Source organism: Microbacterium pollutisoli, assembly GCF_053586795.1.
In genome coordinates this window covers 571,055-589,203 of the sequence record NZ_JBNYWT010000001.1, presented here as the reverse complement: position 1 = coordinate 589,203, position 18,149 = coordinate 571,055, and the positions used below count along the sequence as shown (strand labels likewise).

Sequence of the window (18,149 nt, the reverse complement as noted above, 5' to 3'; positions counted from 1 at the left end):
ATGGCGGAGAAGTCCTGGTCGCTCGGCCGCGCCCTGCGCGGCATGTTCACCAAACCCACGATCGACGAGAACACGTGGGACGACCTGGAGACGGCTCTGCTGACCGCCGATTTCGGTCCCGACGTGACCGAGCGGATCGTCGACGAACTGCGCGAGAAGGTCGACCGGTTCCGCACGACCGACCCCCGCGACCTGCAGCGCATGCTGAAGGAGACCCTGGAGGAGCACTTCGCGAAGTTCGACACGACGCTCAAGCTCACCGAGCGTCCCGCGGTGGTGCTCGTGGTCGGTGTCAACGGCGTGGGCAAGACCACCACGATCGGCAAGTTCGCCCACTATCTGCAGCGGTTCGGCCGGTCGGTGGTCGTCGGCGCCGCCGACACCTTCCGCGCCGCCGCCGTCGACCAGCTGGCCACGTGGGCCGAACGCGGCGGGGCGGCGATCGTACGCCCGCAGCAGGAAGGTCAGGACCCGGCATCCGTCGCCTTCCAGACCATCGACTACGCCAAGCGCACCGGCACCGAGATCGTCCTGGTCGACACCGCCGGCCGGCTCCACACCAAGGGGGGCCTGATGGACGAACTGACCAAGATCCGCCGGGTCATCGAAAAACAGGCGCCCATCAGCGAGGTGCTGCTCGTGCTCGACGCGACCACCGGGCAGAACGGGGTGATGCAGGCCGAGGCGTTCCTGCAGCACGCCGGCGTGACCGGGCTCGTGCTCACCAAGCTCGACGGCTCTGCACGCGGCGGGTTCGTCCTGGCGGTGCAGGAGCGCACCGGCATCCCCGTCAAGCTGCTCGGACAGGGCGAGGGGATCGGGGATCTGACCGGCTTCACCCCACACGTCTTCGCCGCGGCACTCGTGGATTGAGTGTGAACCACCGCGCCGGGGTCGCGAACCGGCGGCGAGGCTGGTTTCATGGGCATATGGCCATCGAGCACGACTACTTCGGGTTGCTGGAGTCCGGTCCGGACGGATCGATCTTCTGGTCGGAGGTCGTGGACTTCGGCGACCAGCGGGTGACGGTCGACCTGACCGCGCCCGACCAGGATGATGTGTCCTCCGACGCGCTGGACGTCGCCGCCGCCATGGTGTCCTCGCTCGAGTCGATCGACCTGCGGGCGCGCAACGCCATGGTGTCCGAGCTCGACGACCGCACGAGCGAGGTGACCGAGTACATCCTGCAGCAGCAGGAGCAGCTCGGCTCGGAGCTGGCGGACTACCTCGTCGACGTCTCGGGGGATGTGCACATCGACGTCATCCGCTCGCTCGAACTGGTGAGCATGACGATCCTGGCGGACGAGCACGGCGGCTCCGACCCGTTCGCCGTGCTGGAGTACGCGCTCGACCGCGACGCGACCGACGAAGTGCTGCTGGTGAACCTCAGCTCCGACGGTTCGGTGCAGTCCGTCACAAGCGCGGACTGAGCCGGTCCGAGCGCTGCACGCGCGTGTAATCGTCCAACGGGAGGAGTCGCAGCGGCCGCGCGGCGGCGGTGAGCACCGCTGCTCCGGCGGGATCGTCGTGGAGCACCGCTTGGAGATAGCTCCGCACCGCCGCGGACTCATCGGTGCTCAGCGCTCGGGGCGCGGGGGCGGACTCCGTGGTACCGACCACGGTGAGCAGGAGCCCGTGGACGCGCGGAAGACCTGGTGCCAACGCCGGCTGGTAATAGGGCAGGTCAACGACGCCCGGTGCGGTGCGTGCATAGAACGCCAACCGGCGCCGTGGGTCGCCGTACACCGGGTGGGCCGCGAACATGTCGGGGCGCTCGACTTCGGCGAGCACGAGCGTAACGCCGGGACGGGCGAGCCAGCGCCCGACGCCCGCGCGGAGCAAAGCACCGCCGACCCCGCCACCCCGCCCCCGCGCGCCGACCGCGAGCCAGGACACCAACACGGTGCCGCCGTGCTGCTCGCCCACGATGGCGCCGACCGGTTCGGTGCCGTCGAGCCAGGCGAGCACCTCGAACATCCCGTCGGCGACCCCCTGCCGGAACGCGGCACGTTCGACCAACTCCGCGTCGGGGAAGTTAGGGCGCAGGATCTCGTCCCAGATCCCATCGATCGCAGCCCCTTCGGTCACCACGCTGATCATGACGTCTCTCGCTCTGTCGTCCGATCACGTCGGCGCGTGCGGGTCGTCACCAGCAACAGCCCGCCGCACGCGCCGGCGGCTACGAGCACCGCGGTGACAAGCACCCACGAGACCGTTCCGTCCCAGTCCGGGTGTCCGTCCTGCAGGATCGACACCAGCCCCGACAGCCCGATGACCGCGAAGACGACGCTGAGGATCTCGATCACTCGGGCGAGCCTCCGATCGCGTTCCTCCTGCGCAGCGGCGGCCCGGTGAGCGCGGCGTTCCCGCTCCGCGTCCAGCGCCGCGCTGTGCGCAGCGTATGTCTGCTGCATGCGCCCGTGGACCACGTCAAGTAACGGGCGGAGGGGTGTGCCCACGACGTCGCGGACGGCCTGTGTGTAGCCGGTGCGCAGCCGCTCATACCCATTGGATGACAGAACGGTGTCGAGGTCGACGCGCAAGGGCGGCGAGGCGACGAGGCCAGGGGACTCGATGAACAGCATGATTGCCTCGTTCGACTGCACGAATGTCTGGAGCGACAGTTCGGCGCGCTCGACGCGCCGCACAAGCCGCTCCAACTCTTCGATGACGATGCCCCGTCGCGCGGAGATACTGTGCGCACCCGTGCGGTCGAGCGTGTCCGAGCGGGCGAGGAGGCGTTCAGCGCTGCGCAACAGGCCCGCGATCATCTCGGCATGTTCACGAACGGTGTCCTGCCACCCCTGGTACAGGCCGTGGAGAGAATGCGCGAAGGTGGCGAAACTTCCGATCTCATGCACGGCGTACGCGGGCGAGCTGAAGCTCGCCAACAGGGTGACATTGCTGTTGGCCGCCAACAGTTCACGGTTGAGGTGCAACAACGGCCACGTCGACACCCGGTCGAGGTCGTACATCGCCCAGTCCACGATGCCTGCCGCGCCGCTGGGCAGTGGGTGGATAAGCGACTGCACGCCCCACAGGTCAGTCAACTCTGCGGCAGTGGTCAAGGGCACGACCGAGCCTGAGCCGGTGATGCGGCTGGCGGCGAGGACAGTGACGATGACGCCGAATGAACCGGCGCGCGCTGCCAGCTGTGCCTCGCCGGCATCCCCGATGCGGATGTGCTCCAGCAGTGCGCGCAGAGAGTCCCACATCGCGCTCACCACGGCCGGAAGCCCTGCCAACAGTTCGCCGGACGCAGTGCGCAGCTGGACGAGATCGGGGATCTCGTGCAGGTCACCGTACACCGGCGAGGCGAGACTGATGGTCTCGGCAACACGGTGCGCTTCTGCAGCGGACAGGTCGATGTCGAACACGAGCGCGTGGTTGCCCAGTTCCGACAACTGAACGGTAGGCACGATGACCTCCGCCGGTGTATCCGGTGATGCGCCGGCGAAGGTCAGCGGGGCCAGTTCGAAGGTTGCGCCCCGATAGCCCCGGCCGAACGTGTCCGTCCCCTGCCAGACATCAGCCAGGTCCAGACGCCCGCGGATGTCCTTCACGGCGAGCCCACCCAACTCTCCACCTGCGCTGCGCCGCTCGGCGACGGCGTCTCGCAGCGCGGCCACGATCGAGATTTCGTCATGGTCGGGGCCAGTGCGGATACCAAAGGGGTAGACCATGCGCACGCGGCCACGATCGATTCGCAGTCGGTCCCGATCCCGCGCATCATAAACCGCTGCGACCGCGGCGAAGTGCGCCCGAAGCTCGCTGAGATCCCGGGGTCCGAAGCCTGCAGCGTCCACTCGGCGACGCGAGGCGTCGAGGTTGATCGTGCGCTTCTCACCGGCGACGAGGGCGCGTATGGTGCGCGCGCACCCCGCCACGGTTCGGTAGTAGAGCGCTTCGCGCACCGCTTCTTCGCGGACAGCGTCACGGGCCGCACCGCTGGGGAGTCTTGAAAGATCCGCGACGATGCGAGCGGCGTGATCGGCGGTGGCTGCCGCCGCTGCGGCCGCCGCGTCGACGCGCCCTGTCAACAGTGCGGTCTCCGTGCGGAACTCGCTGCGGAGGAAGTCCAGCAGCTCCCAGGCGGCCCGCGCCGTTCCGTCGGTGGTGACCTCAGCAGCGGCGGTGCACGCCGTGTCGACGGCGAGGGTGAGCAGGGTGTGGTCCCACGACAACTCCCATGCCTCGTTGACCAGATGTCGCAGGTACAGGGCCAGAACGGTGCCACCGGAGGGCAATGCCGCTGCGGCGCGGACCGCCGGTGGCAGGGCGCGGCGGAGCCTGTCGCTGGCCGCCGTGTCGGTGTCGTCCTGTTCGAACACCTGCTCCCACCAGGAGGCGGTGAGAAGCTCGCCGAGGTCTGCCAGCACCTCCGGGTGCAGGGCCGGCGCGTCGTCCCGCTCGGCCTGAGCGGCCCACTGGCGCGTCAGCCACGTGCGCGCTTCGTCCGCGGGGGTATCGACCCTCGCGAACACGGGCGGATGGGCTTCGAGCTGCTGGCGCATATGCGCCGCGAGCACAGCGGGGTCTATCGCGGGGTCGCTGGTGGCCACGGTTCTCCTCGGGCATCGTGTTGCTGCGATTCTGCCCGACCGGTGCCGCCACGGCGAACCCCTACTACACCGCCTGCGCGAAGCTCCGGTCACCGCTTGCGATGTCGGCGGCCAGATGCTCCAGGCCGGCGGGGATCTGCCGCCCCTTCGAGAGCATCGACTGCGCCCACAGGCGCCCGGCCCGGTACGACGACCGCACCAGCGGCCCGGCCAGTACGCCCAGGAAGCCGATCCGCTCGGCCTCCTCCTTGAACGCGGTGAACTCGTCGGGCTTGACCCACCGGGCCACCGGCAGGTGGCGCGGCGAGGGCCGCAGGTACTGCGTGATGGTGACGATGTCGGTGCCCGCGTCGTGCAGGTCCTGCAGCGCCTGGACGACCTCCTCCGGCTCCTCGCCCATGCCCAGGATCAGGTTCGACTTGGTGATCAGCCCGGCATCCCGCGCCTGCGTCAGCACGTCGAGGGACCGTTCGTACCGGAACGCGGGCCGGATGCGCTTGAAGATGCGCGGCACCGTCTCCACATTGTGGGCGAACACCTCGGGACGCGCGTCGAAGATCTGGCCGAGCAGCGCCGGGTCGGCGTTGTGCTCGTTGGCCAGCAGCTCGACGCCTGTGCCCGGGTTCTCCGCGTGGATGCGGCGCACCGTTTCGGCGTTCAGCCACGCCCCGGTGTCGGGCAGGTCGTCGCGGGCGACCGAGGTGATGGTCGCGTAGCGCAGCTGCATGCGGCGCACGCTCTCGGCGACGCGGCGCGGCTCGTCGGTGTCGTACGCGTCCGGCTTGCCGGTGTCGATCTGGCAGAAGTCGCACCGCCGGGTGCACTGGGAGCCGCCGATGAGGAAGGTCGCCTCCCGGTCCTCCCAGCACTCGTAGATGTTGGGGCACCCGGCCTCCTGGCACACCGTGTGCAGGCCCTCGTCCTTCACGAGCGACTGCAGCGCCTGGTACTCCGGACCCATGCGGGCCTTGGTCTTGATCCACTCCGGCTTGCGCTCGATCGGCGTGGCCGCGTTGCGGACCTCCAGGCGCAGCAGCTTGCGTCCGCCGGGGGCCGTGTGCGGGGCGGATGCCGGGGTGCCGCAGCCGCTCATGCCGCGATCTCCGTGGCGAACGAGGCCGTGAACGCCGCGGAAACGGCCTCGACCACGTCGGCCGGGGTGATGTCGCGGCCGGTCACCTCGCTGAGCGTCGTCACGCCCGCGTCGGAGATGCCACACGGCACGATCTGCGAGAACGGCGCAAGGGAGTTGTCACAGTTGAGGGCGAACCCGTGCATGGTCACACCGCGTTGCACGCGCACGCCGATGGCGGCGATCTTGTCCTCGGACAGCGGGCGGCGCACCCACACACCGCTGCGACCCTCGACGCGGTACCCGTCCACGTCGTAGCCGCGCAGCACGTCGATCAGGACCTCCTCCAGCCGGCGCACGTGGGCCACCACGTCCATGGGCTCGGGCAGTCGCACGATCGGATAGCCGACGAGCTGACCGGGCCCGTGCCAGGTGATCTTGCCGCCCCGGTCCACGTCGACGACCGGAGTGCCGTCGGTCGGACGCTCGTGCCGCGCCGTGCGGGCACCGGCCGTGAACACCGGCTCGTGTTCGAGCAGCAGCAGCGTGTCGGGCCGCGTGCCGGCGACCACCTCGTCGTGGATGCGCCGCTGCAGCGCCCACCCGTCGGGGTAGGGGACGAACTGCGGGGCGAGACCGATCGTCTGGATGTCGAGCATCATGCTCCTTCGCTTGTGGCGAGTAGTTGGACCGCGTCCAACAATACGCCCTGCGAGTCCGAATCCGTGCGACCGTACGCTGGGTCCATGACCGACCGTGACGTGAACGACGAACCGCGTGGGGGCAGGCCGCGGGCGTCATCGCCCGACACCCTCGCTGAGGCGGCCTGCGAGCTGTTCCTCGAACGCGGCTACGCGCAGACCGCCATCGCCGACATCACGACGCGGGCGGGGGTCAGCCGGTCGAGCTTCTTCAACTACTTCGCGTCGAAGGCCGACATCCTCTGGGGTGCGTTCGACCTGCACGCCGCCGACGTCCTCGAGCGCCTCCGCGACCCGGGGATGCCGGTGGCCGAGGCCCTGCGCGCCTTCGGGCACGGATACCCGCCGGACAGCCTGGCCCTGGCGATCGCGAACGCCGAGGCGATGGGCCTCGAGGACGAACTCGTCCGGGAACGCGCGGTGCGGCAGGCACGACTGGCGACGGCGATCGCCGAGCGGCTGCGCGCGGGCGAGGCCGTCGGCGACGATCTGGGAGCGGAGGTGACCGCGGCGGCCTACGCGGGAGCGGTGATGGCCGCGATCTGGCGCTGGGCGGCCCTCGGCTCGGGGCACACCGACCTCGGCGCGGTGCTCGAGGGCGCACTGTCGCGGGTCTCGGGCACGAACTCGACCGCTGACCGCCTCCCGTAGAATCAGGGCATCATGGCGACTTTCGGCACACTCTCTGATCGGCTGACCGACACCTTCCGCAACCTCCGCAAGAAGGGACAGCTGACCCCGGCAGACGTCGACGGGACCGTCCGCGAGATCCGCCGCGCACTCCTGGACGCCGACGTGGCGCTGCCGGTGGTCAAGGACTTCACCGGCAAGGTCCGTGAGCGGGCTCTCGGCGATGAGGTCAACCGCGCGCTGAACCCGGCCCAGCAGGTCGTGCAGATCGTCAACGACGAGCTCGTCGCGATCCTCGGCGGTGAGCAGCGCCGGCTGCAGTTCGCGAAGACGCCGCCCACCGTCATCATGCTCGCCGGCCTCCAGGGCTCGGGTAAGACGACGTTCGCGGGGAAGCTCGCGAAGCAGCTGGAGAAGGACGGGCACACGCCCCTGCTCGTCGCCGCCGACCTGCAGCGCCCCAACGCCGTCAACCAGCTGCAGGTCGTCGCCGAGCAGGCGGGTGCGACCATCTACGCCCCCGAGCCGGGCAACGGCGTCGGCGACCCGGTGAAGGTGGCACGCGACGGTGTGGAGACCGCGCGGCGCCAGCAGCACGACGTGGTCATCATCGACACCGCCGGCCGCCTGGGCGTCGACGCCGAGCTCATGAAGCAGGCCGCGGACATCCGCAAGGCGACCGATCCCGACGAGGTGCTGTTCGTCATCGACGCGATGATCGGCCAGGACGCCGTGAACACCGCCAGGGCGTTCCAGGAAGGCGTCGACTTCACCGGTGTCGTGCTCTCCAAGCTCGACGGCGACGCGCGCGGTGGTGCCGCCCTGTCGGTGGCCTCGGTGACCGGCCGCCCGATCATCTTCGCGTCCACCGGCGAGGGCCTGGACGACCTCGAGCCCTTCCACCCCGACCGCATGGCCAGTCGCATCCTCGACCTGGGCGACATCCTGACCCTCATCGAGCAGGCCCAGCAGGCCTTCGACGAGGAAGAGGCCCTCAAGGTCGCCGAGAAGCTCGCCAACGAGCAGTTCACGCTCGAGGACTTCCTCGAGCAGATGCAGCAGATGCGCAAGATGGGCTCCATGAAGAAGATGCTCGGCATGCTGCCGGGCATGGGGCAGATGAAGCAGCAGCTCGAGGACTTCGATGAGCGCGAGATCGACCGCACCGAGGCGATCATCCGGTCGATGACGCCGGCGGAGCGACGCAACCCGAAGGTGCTCAACGGCTCCCGGCGGCTGCGCATCGCCCGGGGTTCGGGCATGACCGTCACCGACGTCAACCAGCTCGTGCAGCGCTTCGACCAGGCGGCCAAGATGATGAAGACGGTCGCACGCGGCGGCGTGCCGAACGTCCCCGGCATGGGCCCCATCGGCGGCAAGCCGGGCGCGTCGAGCAAGCGCGGCAAGCAGGCCAAGAAGAAGGGCGGGTCGCGATCGGGGAACCCCGCCAAGCGCGCCGCGGAGAACGCCGGCCTGGCGACCTCGGCGCCCACCGGTTCGGGATTCGGGATCGGTGGCACGCCGCAGCCCAGCCAGGCCGATCTCGCCGAGCTGCAGAAGCTCCTCGGCAAGGGCTGACCCGCGGCATCCACCTCTGTCCGGGGCAACGCCCCGGCGGCCCCGGCTCAGCGGGCCACGGTCGCCAGGTGGTGGTCGCGCAGCGTGGGACCGGCGCGGAACTCCCGGATGAGGTGCTGGACGACCTCCCGCAGATCGCCGTCGGCCGCTTCGGCCACCGCGAGCTGACGCGCGTAGCTGGCCCCGCCGTCGAGGATGACGCCCAGATGCGCGAACTCCCGCGCACAGTGCAGCTCCTCGGCCACCGGGGTCAGCTGCTCGATCAGCTCCCGCAGGTGGTCGGTGACGTCCCGCTGCGTCCCGGCGCGGTCGACGATCACCCGGGCGTCCAATCCGTACCGCGCGGCGCGCCACTTGTTCTCGCGCACGAACCACGGCTGCAGATGCTCCAGAGGCTCGCCCGCGTCCAGCCGGCGAGAGAAGCTCTCCACCAGCACCTGCACCAGCGCGGTGACCGCGGCCAGCTCCGGCAGCGTCGACATGCCGTCGCAGGCGCGCACTTCGATGGTGCCCCAGCGCGGGGCGGGGCGGATGTCCCAACGCACTTCGGTGGCGTCGGCCATGACGCCCGTGGCGGTCATGTCGTCGAGGTAGCTCTCGAACTCCGCCCAGTCGCGCAGCGGCCAGGGCAGCCCCGCCGTGGGCAGCTGCTGGAACACGAGCGAACGGTTCGAGGCGTAGCCCGTGCGCTCCCCGGCCCAGAACGGGCTCGACGCCGAGAGCGCCTGCAGGTGCGGGAGGTAGCCGGCCAGCGCGCCGATCAACGGGAACACCTTGTTCACGTCCTCGACCCCCACGTGCATGTGGACGCCCCAGATCATCATGTTGCGCCCCCACCACTGCGTCCGCTCGATGAGCGTGTGGTAGCGGGTGTTGTCGGTGACCTCCTGGTCGTACCACTGCGCGAAGGGATGGCTGCCGGCGCTCAGCAGCTCCACGCCCAGCGGATCGGTGACCGCGCGGACATCGGCGATCGCGTCGGCGATGTCGTCGGCGGCGGCGGCGACCGTGTCGGCCACGCCGCTGGTGACCTCGACCGTGTTGGTCAGCAGCTCGCCGGTGATCGTGTGCCGTTCCAGGGCGGCGTGCTCGGCGAGCCCGGCGATGATGTCCGGAGCGCGCGGCACCAGGTCACCGGTGTCCCGGTCGGCGAGCATGATCTCCCACTCGAGGCCGACCGACGAGCGGGCGGAGATGGCGAAGGGCACCGTCATGCGCACAGTTTCGCACGCCGTCGGCACGGCGCGACACGGACGGATGGCCGGTTCGCGGCAACCCGTGACATCTGGCAAAATAGACAGCTGGACCGCGCGCACTCGACCCTCTATCCAGTGCTCCGGACCACCGCAGAGCTCCCGCCGGGTGTGCACCCCACGCTCCAGGCGACGTTCAACAACTCATCTACCACTTTGGAGAATTGTGGCTGTCAAGATTCGTCTCAAGCGCTTCGGCAAGATCCGTGCGCCGTACTACCGCATCGTCGTGGCGGACTCGCGCACCAAGCGCGATGGCCGTGTCATCGAGGAGATCGGCAAGTACCACCCGACCGAGGAGCCCTCGTTCATCGAGGTCGACTCCGACCGCGCCCAGTACTGGCTGTCGGTGGGCGCGCAGCCGACCGAGCAGGTCGCCGCGCTGCTGAAGCTCACCGGTGACTGGGGCAAGTTCAAGGGCGACAAGGACGCCGTCTCGACCGTGAAGACCGCCGAGGCCAAGGCCGAGTTCACCGTCGACACCGCCAAGAAGTCGGTCATCAAGCCCAAGGCCGAGAAGAAGGCCGAAGAGCCGGTCGAGGCTCCGGCCGAGGACGCCGCCGAGGCGCCCGCCGAGACCGAGTCCGAGTAATCCGGTGCTGGCCGCCGCGCTCGAGCACATCGTCAAGGGGATCGTCGATCACCCGGACGATGTCGTCATCCGTTCCTCCACGTCGCCCCGCGGCGAGGTCCTCGAAGTGCGCGTGCACGCCGACGACCGAGGACGTGTGATCGGGCGCGGCGGACGTACCGCCAAGGCTCTGCGCACGCTCATCTCCGCCCTCGCCGACGGCGCCCGCGTGCGCGTCGACGTCGCGGACGACTGACGTGGCACCCAAGCCCGCCCGCACCCAGCTCCGCGTCGGGCGCCTCGTCAAGGCCCACGGCCTGAAAGGCGCCCTGAAGCTCGAGCTCTACACCGACGATCCCGATGGGCGGTTCACGCCGGGCGCGGTGTTCACCCTGCAGGTCCCCGAATCGTCGCCCTGGCACGGGCAGACCGTGACGGTGCGCGAGTTCAAGTGGTTGAACTCCCACCCGGTGGTCTTCCTGGAGGGCATCGACGACCGCACCGCCGCGGAGTCGATCGTGCGCGCGATCCTGTGGATCGACCAGGACGACCAGACCGCTCCGGCCGAGGACGACGCCTGGTACGACCATCAGCTGGTCGGGCTCGACGTCGTCCGCGACGACGTCGTGGTCGGGCGGGTCATCCGCGTCGACCACCTCCCCGCCCAGGATCTGCTCATCGTGCGCCCGGTGGATGCCGGAGACAGCGAGATCCTGGTCCCGTTCGTGAAGGCGATCGTCCCCGAGGTCGACATCGCCGCCGGCCGTGTGGTCGTGACCCCGCCGGCGGGGCTCTTCGAGGAGCTGCCGCCCGCACCGGACGACGAGACACCCTCCGCCGACGTGCCCGCCGAGGCGGGTCAGACCGGCGAGACCGGCGAGACCGGCGCCTCCGCGTAACGCTCCAGCGCCACGGCCGCCACGCGGGGGTCGTCGCCCAGTGGCGCGCCCGTGATCGTCCCGCCCGCCTGGGCCACCAGGTCGGCGAAGTGCCCCGGCGCCAGAAGGTAGGGCGCCACCGCGACCGCCGCGCCCCCGACGCGCGCCCGTGCGACCGCCTCGGCGACGGTCGGCGTCATGGCCGACACGAACCCGACGGTGACCGGGCCGGCCCACCGCTGCGCCACGAGGGCGCGCAGGGCGGCGACGTCGTCGGCGGCGGCCGCGCGCCGTGAGCCGGCCGCGGCGACCACGAGCGGCCACGCCCTGTCGGCGCCGGCGGCGACGACACGGTCGACGAGCACGTCGGCCAACAGGGGGTGCGGTCCCAACGGTCGGGCGACCCGCAGGCCCCCGGTCGCCGCGGCGCGCCGGATGTCGACCTCGGTGTGGAACCCGGTCGACAGCAGCAGCGGCACGATGACACCGCCGCGGGCGGCCGGGTGGGCCGCGACGGCGTCGAGATCCGGACCGTGCACGTCCACGTAGGCCTCGAGCACCGGCAGGTGCGCGGCCATCGCCTGGATGCGCTCGCGCACGGCGTCGACGGCGGCACGCCCGGCAGCCGAGTGCGTCCCGTGGGCGCAGGCGATGAGGGGGCCGGTCACGAGCGGGCCTCGCTGTGCGGGCCTTCGGGTCCGTGCATGTCGAGTCGGTATCCCCTCTTGTAGACGGTCGTGACCAGCCCCGGCGCGCCGAGTGCCTGCCGCAGCCGCGCGATGGCCACCTCGACAGCGTGGGGGCTGGCCTCGCCGCGGGGCAGCAGGGCGGCCAGCTCTGCCCGGCTCACGACCGCACCGGGGCGCAGCGCGAGCCGGCGCAGCAGGTCGGCCGCCGACCGTGACAGCGGGATGAAGCGCCCGTCCAGCACGGCACCACCGGAGCGTGCGTGCAGTTGCCCGGCACAGGTGGACAGCGCCCTGTCGGCACCGCCGAGGGTCGCGACGACCAGCCGGACCAGGGCGCCGAGCCGCCCGCGCTCGGGCACCAGCGGCACGATGCCCGCCTCTCTCAGCGGCGCGGCCGTGATCGGGCCTACAGCCGCGAACAACGTGCTGCCCGCGAGTGCGCGGGCGCGGACGGCGTCGCCCACGCCGACGCGGCCCGCCGCGGTGAGCCACTCGTGGGCACCGGGCGCGGAGGTGAACAGCACGGCATCCACCTCACCCTCGGCGACCAGGCGTGCGGACTGCTCGACGAGGGGCAGGTCGGGCGGCGGCCCCCAGCGGTACACGGTGAGAGCGGTGGTGCGCGCCCCGGCCGCGGCGAACGCCTCGTCGAGTCCGTCCGCGCCCGACCCGTGGTGCTGCACGGCCACGTGGCGACCGGCGACACCGACGGCCAGCACGTAGTCGCGCACCTCGGCGGCCGTCTCGGACTCGGCCACCCAGTCGGCGACGAGACCCGCCTGCTGGATCGCTCCGCGCGCCTTGGGCCCCCGCGCGACCAGCTGGGCGCGGCCGAGCACGTCCAGCAGCTCGGCGTGCAGGCCTGCTTCGTCCGCGCATTCGATCCAGGCGCGGAAGCCGACGCCGGTGGTCGCGACCACCACGTCGGGCGGATCGGCGATGAGCCGCCGGGTGCGGGCGATGAGCTGGTCGTCGTCGACGTGCGGCACGATCGACAGCGCCGGGGCGACGATCACCCGCGCCCCGTGCCGTTCCAATGCCGACGACAGTTCGCCCGAGCGGCGGTCCACGGGGAGCAGCACGGTGCAGCCGGCCAGCGCGGTCGACAGGGGACGGGCGGCCGGCAGCGTCATACGTGCTCGAGGGTCGGTTGGTCGGCCGGCAGCAGCAGCCTGGCGCGAGCGACGTCGCCGACGACGATGACGGCGGGGTTGCGCAGGCCGTGCCGCTGGGCGTCCGCCGCTGCGGCGCCCAGCGTGGTGCGGATCGTCCGCTGCGCGGCGGTGTGGCCGTTCTCGATGAACGCGACCGGTCGCTGCGCGTCGGCTCCGCCCGCGAGCGCTGCGGCGGTGAAGCGGCCCAGGGCACTGACCCCCATGATCACGACCACGGTGGTGCCGGCTTCGCGCAGCGCCGCGTGGGTCGCCGCGGTCAGCGGGTCCTGCCCGTTCACGACGTGCAGTGCCGCGGCGGTGCCGCGGTGGGTGACGGGGATGGCCGCCGCCTGCGGGACGGCGATGACGCTGCTGATGCCGGGCACCACATCGACGGGGATGCCGGCGGCCAGGCACGCCGCGACCTCCTCGCCGCCGCGGCCGTACACGAACGGATCACCGCCCTTGAGGCGGACCACCCGGGCGCCGGAACGCGCGCGGTCGACCAGCAGCCGGCCGATCGCCTCCTGCGGCATCGTGTGGCGCCCCGGTGCCTTGCCGACATCGATGATCTCGACGTCCGCGTCGAGACCGGCCAGCAGCGCGGTCGGGCCCAGCCGGTCGTGCACGACCACGTCCGCCGCCGCGATCAGCCGCCGGCCGCGCACGGTGACCAGGTCGTCCGGTCCGGGGCCGCCGCCGACCAGATGCACCGACCCGCGGCCGGGCCGCACGCGACGCACCGGCAGCGTGCCTTCGTCCAACTGTGCGGCGATCGCGTCACGCACGCGCGCGCTGCGGCGGGGATCGGCCCCGGTGGCCGACACGACGCCGACCAGCACGTCGTCCCCGCCGGTCTGCGCGGTGAACCGGGCGCTGCCGTGGCCTGAGCCCCCGGCATCGACGCACCAGACGCGGGCCGCCTCGCACGCGCGCACCACCGCGGCATCCACCCGGCTGTCGCCGGTGGCGGTGTGGGCCAGCCAGGCGCCGTCCAGGTGCGCGGGTGCGAACCGGGCGCGCACCCAGTGCACGTCGTGCGCGGCGACCAGCGCCGCGGTCGCCTCGGCGAGCACCGGGGCCACCAGCCGCACCTTCGCCCCGTCGTCGAGCAGACGCCGCAGGCGCCGCGCCGCGACCTCGCCGCCGCCCACGAGAACGGCGAGCCGACCGGCCATCTCCAGCCCCATGATCGTCGTCATGGCCCCGACGGTACGCGCGGGCGTTTGCGACCGAATGTGCGCCGTGTTTCGGGCGTGTGACGTCCCGACCGGATCGTCCGTGCCGAAGGAGTGGTCACCGGCAGGAGGAGCTTGCTCTTTGCCTAGACTCGATCCATGCGCGTCGACATCGTCACGATCTTCCCGACCTTCTTCGACGTGCTCGATCTCTCGTTGATCGGCAAGGCGCGCGGCACCGGACTGCTCGACATCCGGGCGCACGACCTGCGGGACTGGACCCACGACCGCCACCGCACCGTCGACGACACGCCGTACGGCGGGGGAGCGGGCATGGTGATGAAGCCGGAGCCGTGGGGCGAAGCCCTCGACGAGCTGCTCACCCCGGAGGCGGTGCTCATCGTGCCGTCGCCGGCCGGTGAGGTGTTCACGCAGCAGACCGCCCGCGAACTGGCGACCGAGTCGCACCTCGTCTTCGCCTGCGGCCGCTACGAGGGCATCGACCAGCGCGTCGTCGACCACTACGCGCGCACCCAGCGGGTGCGCCTGGTGAGCCTGGGCGACTATGTGCTCAACGGCGGCGAGGTCGCGGCGATGGCCATCGTCGAGGCGGTGTCCCGGCTCATCCCCGGGGTCGTCGGGAACCCTGCCAGCCTCGTCGAGGAATCGCACGAGTCGGGGCTGCTCGAATACCCCAGCTACACCAAGCCGGCCACCTGGCGCGGCGAGGAGGTGCCCGCGGTACTGCTCAGCGGGAACCACGGGGCCATCGCGCAGTGGCGGCACGAACGCAGCCTCGAACGCACCCGTCAGGTGCGCCCCGACCTGCTGCCCGCCGACGAGGGCTGAGCTCGGCGCACGAACACGACCCCGTCGCGCACCGCGGTCGGCCACACCCGCAGCGCGCGCGGCTCCATGCCGCCCGCGTCGAGGCACGCGCCCGTGCGCAGGTCGAACACCTGCTTGTACATGGGCGACGCGACGGTCGGCGCACCCTGACGGGTGCCCACGATGCCGCGGGAGAGGACATGCGCGCCGCTGTACGGGTCGAGGTTCTGCACGGCGTGCACCCGGCCGTCCGGGAGCAGGAACAGAGCGAGCTGCTCGCCGTCCAGCAGCGCCGCACGGCCCCGCTCCACCTCCAGAGCGGTCAGCGCGCACACCGGCATCCATTCGGCGGTCGGTGCGGGCGAGGTCTGCGGGTCGATGAGCGTCATCGGCGCACCTCCAGGGTCGTACCGGCGATGAGCACGGCGCCGGACTCGCGTTCGGCGGCCGTGGCCGGCCGCGGCTGCCCCCGCTCGATCGTGTAGCCCAGCGATGGGTCGGGGGTGGTCGGTGCGTTCACGAACGACGCGAACCGGCGCAGCTTGTCGGGGTCTTCCAGCGTGGCCTTCCACTCGTCTTCGTACGCACCGATATGCGCGGCCATGGCCTGGTCGAGGTCGGCGCAGATGCCCAGGCTGTCGTCGAAGATCACTGCGCGCAGCCCCGCCATCCCGCCCTCGAGCGCCTCGACCCAGGGCGCCGTGCGCTGCAGCCGGTCGGCGGTGAAGATGTAGTACATCAGGAACCGGTCGATCGCCGTGAGCAGCTCTGCGTCGCTGAGCCCCTCCGCCAGCAGCTCCGCATGCCGCGGGGTGAACCCGCCGTTGCCGCCGACGTAGAGGTTCCAGCCGGCCTCGGTGGCGATGACGCCGACGTCCTTGCCGCGCGCCTCAGCGCACTCCCGCGCACAGCCGGACACGCCCATCTTGATCTTGTGCGGCGACCGCAGTCCCCGGTAGCGAAGCTCGAGCCGGACCGCCATCCCCGCCGAGTCCTGCACGCCGTACCGGCACCAGGTCGACCCGACACACGACTTCACCGTGCGCAGCGACTTGCCGTAGGCGTGCCCGGACTCGAACCCGGCGTCGACCAGGCGCTTCCAGATCTCCGGGAGCTGTTCGAGCCGCGCGCCGAACATGTCGATGCGCTGGCCACCGGTGATCTTCGTGTACAGCCCGAACTCGCCGGCGACCTGGCCGATCACCACCAGCCCCTCGGGGGTGATCTCCCCGCCGGGGATGCGGGGGACCACCGAATAGCTGCCGTCCTTCTGCAGGTTCGCCATGACATGGTCGTTGGTGTCCTGCAGGGTCGCGTTCTCACCGGCGAGCACGTGGTCTCCCACCAGGGTCGACAGGATGCTGGCCAGCGCCGGCTTGCAGATGTCGCAGCCGCGACCGATGCCGAAGCGTTCGATGACGGCGCTGAAGGTGCGCAGGCCGGAGACCCGGACGGCGTCGAACAGCTGTGCGCGGGACAGCTCGAAGTGCTCGCACATCGCGGTGCTGAGCGTGGCCCCGCTCGCGGCCAGTTCGGCGCCGAGGATCCGGGTGATCATGGGCACGCAGGACCCGCACGCCGCCCCCGCCTTGGTGCACGTCTTGATGGATGCCACGTCGGCGCACCCGTCCTCGTGCACGGCCGTGCGGATGCGGCCGGCCGTCACGCTGTTGCACGAGCAGACGAGCGCGTCGTCCGGCAGCTCCCCGGTCGGTGCGGCCACGCCGTCGGAGGGGAGGAGGTACGAGACCGGGTCGGCGCCCAGCGGCCGGCCCACCAGCGGGCGCAGCGCTCCGTACGCTCCGGCGTCCCCGACGAGGATGCCGCCCAGCAACGTCGTGGCGTCGTCGGAGAGGACCAGCTTCTTGTACACGCCGCCCACCGGGTCGGCGTAGACCACGTCGAGCGCGCCGGGCGTCTCGGCGAACGCGTCGCCGAAGCTGGCGACGTCGACGCCCCCGAGCTTGAGCTTGGTGGACAGGTCGTAACCCGGGAAGGTGGCCTGGTCGCCTTGCAGGGTCGCGGCGGCCACCTCCGCCATCGCATAGCCGGGGGCCACCAGGCCCACGCATCGGCCGTCGTAGCAGGCGACCTCGCCGATGGCGAGGATGCGCGGGTCGCTGGTCACACAGGCCTCGTCGATGATGATCCCGCCGCGCGGGTGCACGTCCAGCCCCGCCGCGCGGCCCAGGTCGTCACGGGGTCGCACGCCGACGGTGAAGACGATGACGTCCGAGGCGGCGTACGACCCGTCCCGAAACTCGAGCCCCGCGACCTGACCGGTGCGGTCGGCGTCGACCCGCGTGGTGAGCGTCTCGGTGCGCACGGCCAGCCCGCGCTGTTCGATGAGCCGTTGCAGCACCGCGCCGCCGGCGACGTCCACCTGGGCCGACATCAGCCGATCCGTCGACTGGATGACGGTGCTGTGCACGTCGAGCTCCTGGAGTGCGCCCGCCGCTTCCAGCCCCAGCAGCCCGCCGCCGACGACGGTGCCCACCAGCGGACGGCCCAGCTCGCTGCGGCGACGGGCGACGAACGCGCGTAGCGCCTCGACGTCGTCCAGCGTGCGGTACACGAAGCATCCGGGGGTGTCGAAGCCGTCGAGGGTCAGCCGTGCGGCCAGCGACCCGGTCGCCAGGACGAGCCGGTCGTACCCGACGCTCAGCCCGGCCGCGGTGGTGACCCGCCGCGCGGACCGGTCGATGCGCTGCACGGCATCCCCCCGCACGAAGCGCACCCGCGGGTCGCCCAGCACCGACCGGTCGAGGGTGAGATCGTCGGGGGAGGCGCCGGCGAAGAACGAGGTCAGTCCGACCCGATCGTACGGGTCGCGGTCCTCCTCGCCGATGACGGTGATGCGCGCGGAAGGCTCACTGCGGCTGAGCAGGCTCTCCACGAAACGGTGGGCGACCATGCCGGCGCCCACCACCACCACGTGCTGCGATGCGATCTCCGTCACCGTCGTCTCCCTTCGCTGAACGTGGGTTCACGCTAGGCAGACGGTGTTTCCGCGCGGCCACCGCCACGGTTACGCACAGCGAACGTTTCCCTCACA

At 71.3% G+C, this 18,149-nt stretch carries 18 protein-coding genes; 8 read left to right on the top strand and 10 right to left on the bottom strand.

Annotated features, from left to right (window positions below; genetic code table 11):
* Together ftsY and ACQ143_RS02860 are read left to right on the top strand one after the other, a co-directional pair.
* On the top strand, window positions 1-873 hold the full coding sequence (gene ftsY, locus ACQ143_RS02865) for a signal recognition particle-docking protein FtsY (RefSeq protein WP_449569205.1): 873 nt from the start codon (window positions 1-3) through the stop codon (window positions 871-873).
* 56 nt (window positions 874-929) lie between these two features.
* A complete protein-coding gene (locus tag ACQ143_RS02860) occupies window positions 930-1,430 on the top strand; it encodes a DUF2004 domain-containing protein (protein ID WP_449569204.1) in 501 nt (166 codons plus the stop codon).
* Here ACQ143_RS02860 and ACQ143_RS02855 read toward each other — a convergent pair.
* The 4 genes from ACQ143_RS02855 to lipB form a co-directional block, all read right to left on the bottom strand.
* Window positions 1,414-2,088, bottom strand: coding sequence for a GNAT family N-acetyltransferase (locus ACQ143_RS02855; RefSeq protein WP_449569203.1), 675 nt, complete (start codon window positions 2,086-2,088; stop codon window positions 1,414-1,416). The two genes, ACQ143_RS02860 and ACQ143_RS02855, sit on opposite strands and share 17 nt — an antisense overlap.
* Before the next feature lie 8 nt (window positions 2,089-2,096).
* A complete protein-coding gene (locus ACQ143_RS02850; RefSeq protein WP_449569202.1) occupies window positions 2,097-4,562 on the bottom strand; it encodes a hypothetical protein in 2,466 nt (821 codons plus the stop codon).
* 64 nt (window positions 4,563-4,626) lie between these two features.
* Complete coding sequence (lipA, locus tag ACQ143_RS02845; RefSeq protein WP_449569201.1) at window positions 4,627-5,655, bottom strand: lipoyl synthase; 1,029 nt, start codon at window positions 5,653-5,655, stop codon at window positions 4,627-4,629.
* Entirely contained in the window at window positions 5,652-6,296 is a 645-nt protein-coding gene (gene lipB, locus ACQ143_RS02840) for a lipoyl(octanoyl) transferase LipB (protein WP_449569200.1), read from the bottom strand. Before lipB ends, lipA begins: the two co-directional genes overlap by 4 nt.
* An 84-nt stretch (window positions 6,297-6,380) precedes the next feature.
* Here lipB and ACQ143_RS02835 point away from each other — a divergent pair, with 84 nt between their 5' ends.
* Window positions 6,381-6,986, top strand: coding sequence for a TetR/AcrR family transcriptional regulator (locus ACQ143_RS02835; protein ID WP_449569199.1), 606 nt, complete (start codon window positions 6,381-6,383; stop codon window positions 6,984-6,986).
* Window positions 6,987-6,998: 12 nt separating this feature from the next.
* On the top strand, window positions 6,999-8,543 hold the full coding sequence (gene ffh / locus ACQ143_RS02830; protein WP_449569198.1) for a signal recognition particle protein: 1,545 nt from the start codon (window positions 6,999-7,001) through the stop codon (window positions 8,541-8,543).
* A 47-nt stretch (window positions 8,544-8,590) separates the two neighbouring features.
* Here ffh and ACQ143_RS02825 read toward each other — a convergent pair whose 3' ends face one another.
* Window positions 8,591-9,757, bottom strand: a complete 1,167-nt coding sequence (locus ACQ143_RS02825; RefSeq protein WP_449569197.1) for a glutamate--cysteine ligase — start codon at window positions 9,755-9,757, stop codon at window positions 8,591-8,593.
* Between the two features lie 205 nt (window positions 9,758-9,962).
* On the opposite strand from ACQ143_RS02825, the gene rpsP reads away from it, so the two are divergent.
* The 3 genes from rpsP to rimM are packed head-to-tail and all read left to right on the top strand — an operon-like array spanning window position 9,963 to window position 11,266.
* Window positions 9,963-10,388 (top strand): 30S ribosomal protein S16, encoded by a 426-nt coding sequence (gene rpsP, locus ACQ143_RS02820; protein WP_449569196.1) that lies wholly within the window; start codon window positions 9,963-9,965, stop codon window positions 10,386-10,388.
* A 4-nt stretch (window positions 10,389-10,392) separates the two neighbouring features.
* A complete protein-coding gene (locus ACQ143_RS02815; protein ID WP_449569195.1) occupies window positions 10,393-10,623 on the top strand; it encodes an RNA-binding protein in 231 nt (76 codons plus the stop codon).
* A 1-nt stretch (window position 10,624) separates the two neighbouring features.
* Window positions 10,625-11,266, top strand: a complete 642-nt coding sequence (rimM, locus tag ACQ143_RS02810; RefSeq protein ID WP_449569194.1) for a ribosome maturation factor RimM — start codon at window positions 10,625-10,627, stop codon at window positions 11,264-11,266.
* Here the strand turns inward: rimM and ACQ143_RS02805 are convergent.
* Genes ACQ143_RS02805 through cobA form a run of 3 tightly spaced genes read right to left on the bottom strand, consistent with a single transcriptional unit; the run spans window position 11,227 to window position 14,290 of the window.
* Window positions 11,227-11,913, bottom strand: coding sequence for a sirohydrochlorin chelatase (locus tag ACQ143_RS02805; RefSeq protein WP_449569193.1), 687 nt, complete (start codon window positions 11,911-11,913; stop codon window positions 11,227-11,229). The two genes, rimM and ACQ143_RS02805, sit on opposite strands and share 40 nt — an antisense overlap.
* Entirely contained in the window at window positions 11,910-13,067 is a 1,158-nt protein-coding gene (locus ACQ143_RS02800) for a uroporphyrinogen-III synthase (protein WP_449569192.1), read from the bottom strand. The genes ACQ143_RS02805 and ACQ143_RS02800 overlap by 4 nt, the downstream gene beginning before the upstream one ends.
* A complete protein-coding gene (gene cobA / locus ACQ143_RS02795) occupies window positions 13,064-14,290 on the bottom strand; it encodes a uroporphyrinogen-III C-methyltransferase (protein ID WP_449569191.1) in 1,227 nt (408 codons plus the stop codon). Before cobA ends, ACQ143_RS02800 begins: the two co-directional genes overlap by 4 nt.
* A gap of 135 nt (window positions 14,291-14,425) precedes the next feature.
* On the opposite strand from cobA, the gene trmD reads away from it, so the two are divergent.
* Entirely contained in the window at window positions 14,426-15,115 is a 690-nt protein-coding gene (trmD, locus tag ACQ143_RS02790; protein WP_449569190.1) for a tRNA (guanosine(37)-N1)-methyltransferase TrmD, read from the top strand.
* Here trmD and nirD read toward each other — a convergent pair.
* Window positions 15,076-15,483 carry a nitrite reductase small subunit NirD gene (gene nirD, locus ACQ143_RS02785; RefSeq protein WP_449569189.1) on the bottom strand — a complete coding sequence of 136 codons (408 nt, stop codon included), beginning with the start codon at window positions 15,481-15,483 and terminating at the stop codon, window positions 15,076-15,078. The two genes, trmD and nirD, sit on opposite strands and share 40 nt — an antisense overlap.
* Complete coding sequence (nirB, locus tag ACQ143_RS02780) at window positions 15,480-18,029, bottom strand: nitrite reductase large subunit NirB (protein ID WP_449569570.1); 2,550 nt, start codon at window positions 18,027-18,029, stop codon at window positions 15,480-15,482. The genes nirD and nirB overlap by 4 nt, the downstream gene beginning before the upstream one ends.
* Window positions 18,030-18,149: the final 120 nt, after the last annotated feature.

Coding starts and splice junctions, on each gene's coding strand:
- ACQ143_RS02800 (WP_449569192.1), bottom strand. CDS start 13,067: ATGACGCTGCCGGCCGCCCGTCCCCTGTCGACCGCGCTGGCCGGCTGC.
- ftsY (WP_449569205.1), top strand. CDS start 1: ATGGCGGAGAAGTCCTGGTCGCTCGGCCGCGCCCTGCGCGGCATGTTC.
- lipA (WP_449569201.1), bottom strand. CDS start 5,655: ATGAGCGGCTGCGGCACCCCGGCATCCGCCCCGCACACGGCCCCCGGC.
- ACQ143_RS02825 (WP_449569197.1), bottom strand. CDS start 9,757: ATGACGGTGCCCTTCGCCATCTCCGCCCGCTCGTCGGTCGGCCTCGAG.
- nirD (WP_449569189.1), bottom strand. CDS start 15,483: ATGACGCTCATCGACCCGCAGACCTCGCCCGCACCGACCGCCGAATGG.
- ACQ143_RS02860 (WP_449569204.1), top strand. CDS start 930: ATGGCCATCGAGCACGACTACTTCGGGTTGCTGGAGTCCGGTCCGGAC.
- ACQ143_RS02835 (WP_449569199.1), top strand. CDS start 6,381: ATGACCGACCGTGACGTGAACGACGAACCGCGTGGGGGCAGGCCGCGG.
- cobA (WP_449569191.1), bottom strand. CDS start 14,290: ATGACGACGATCATGGGGCTGGAGATGGCCGGTCGGCTCGCCGTTCTC.
- ffh (WP_449569198.1), top strand. CDS start 6,999: ATGGCGACTTTCGGCACACTCTCTGATCGGCTGACCGACACCTTCCGC.
- lipB (WP_449569200.1), bottom strand. CDS start 6,296: ATGATGCTCGACATCCAGACGATCGGTCTCGCCCCGCAGTTCGTCCCC.
- trmD (WP_449569190.1), top strand. CDS start 14,426: ATGCGCGTCGACATCGTCACGATCTTCCCGACCTTCTTCGACGTGCTC.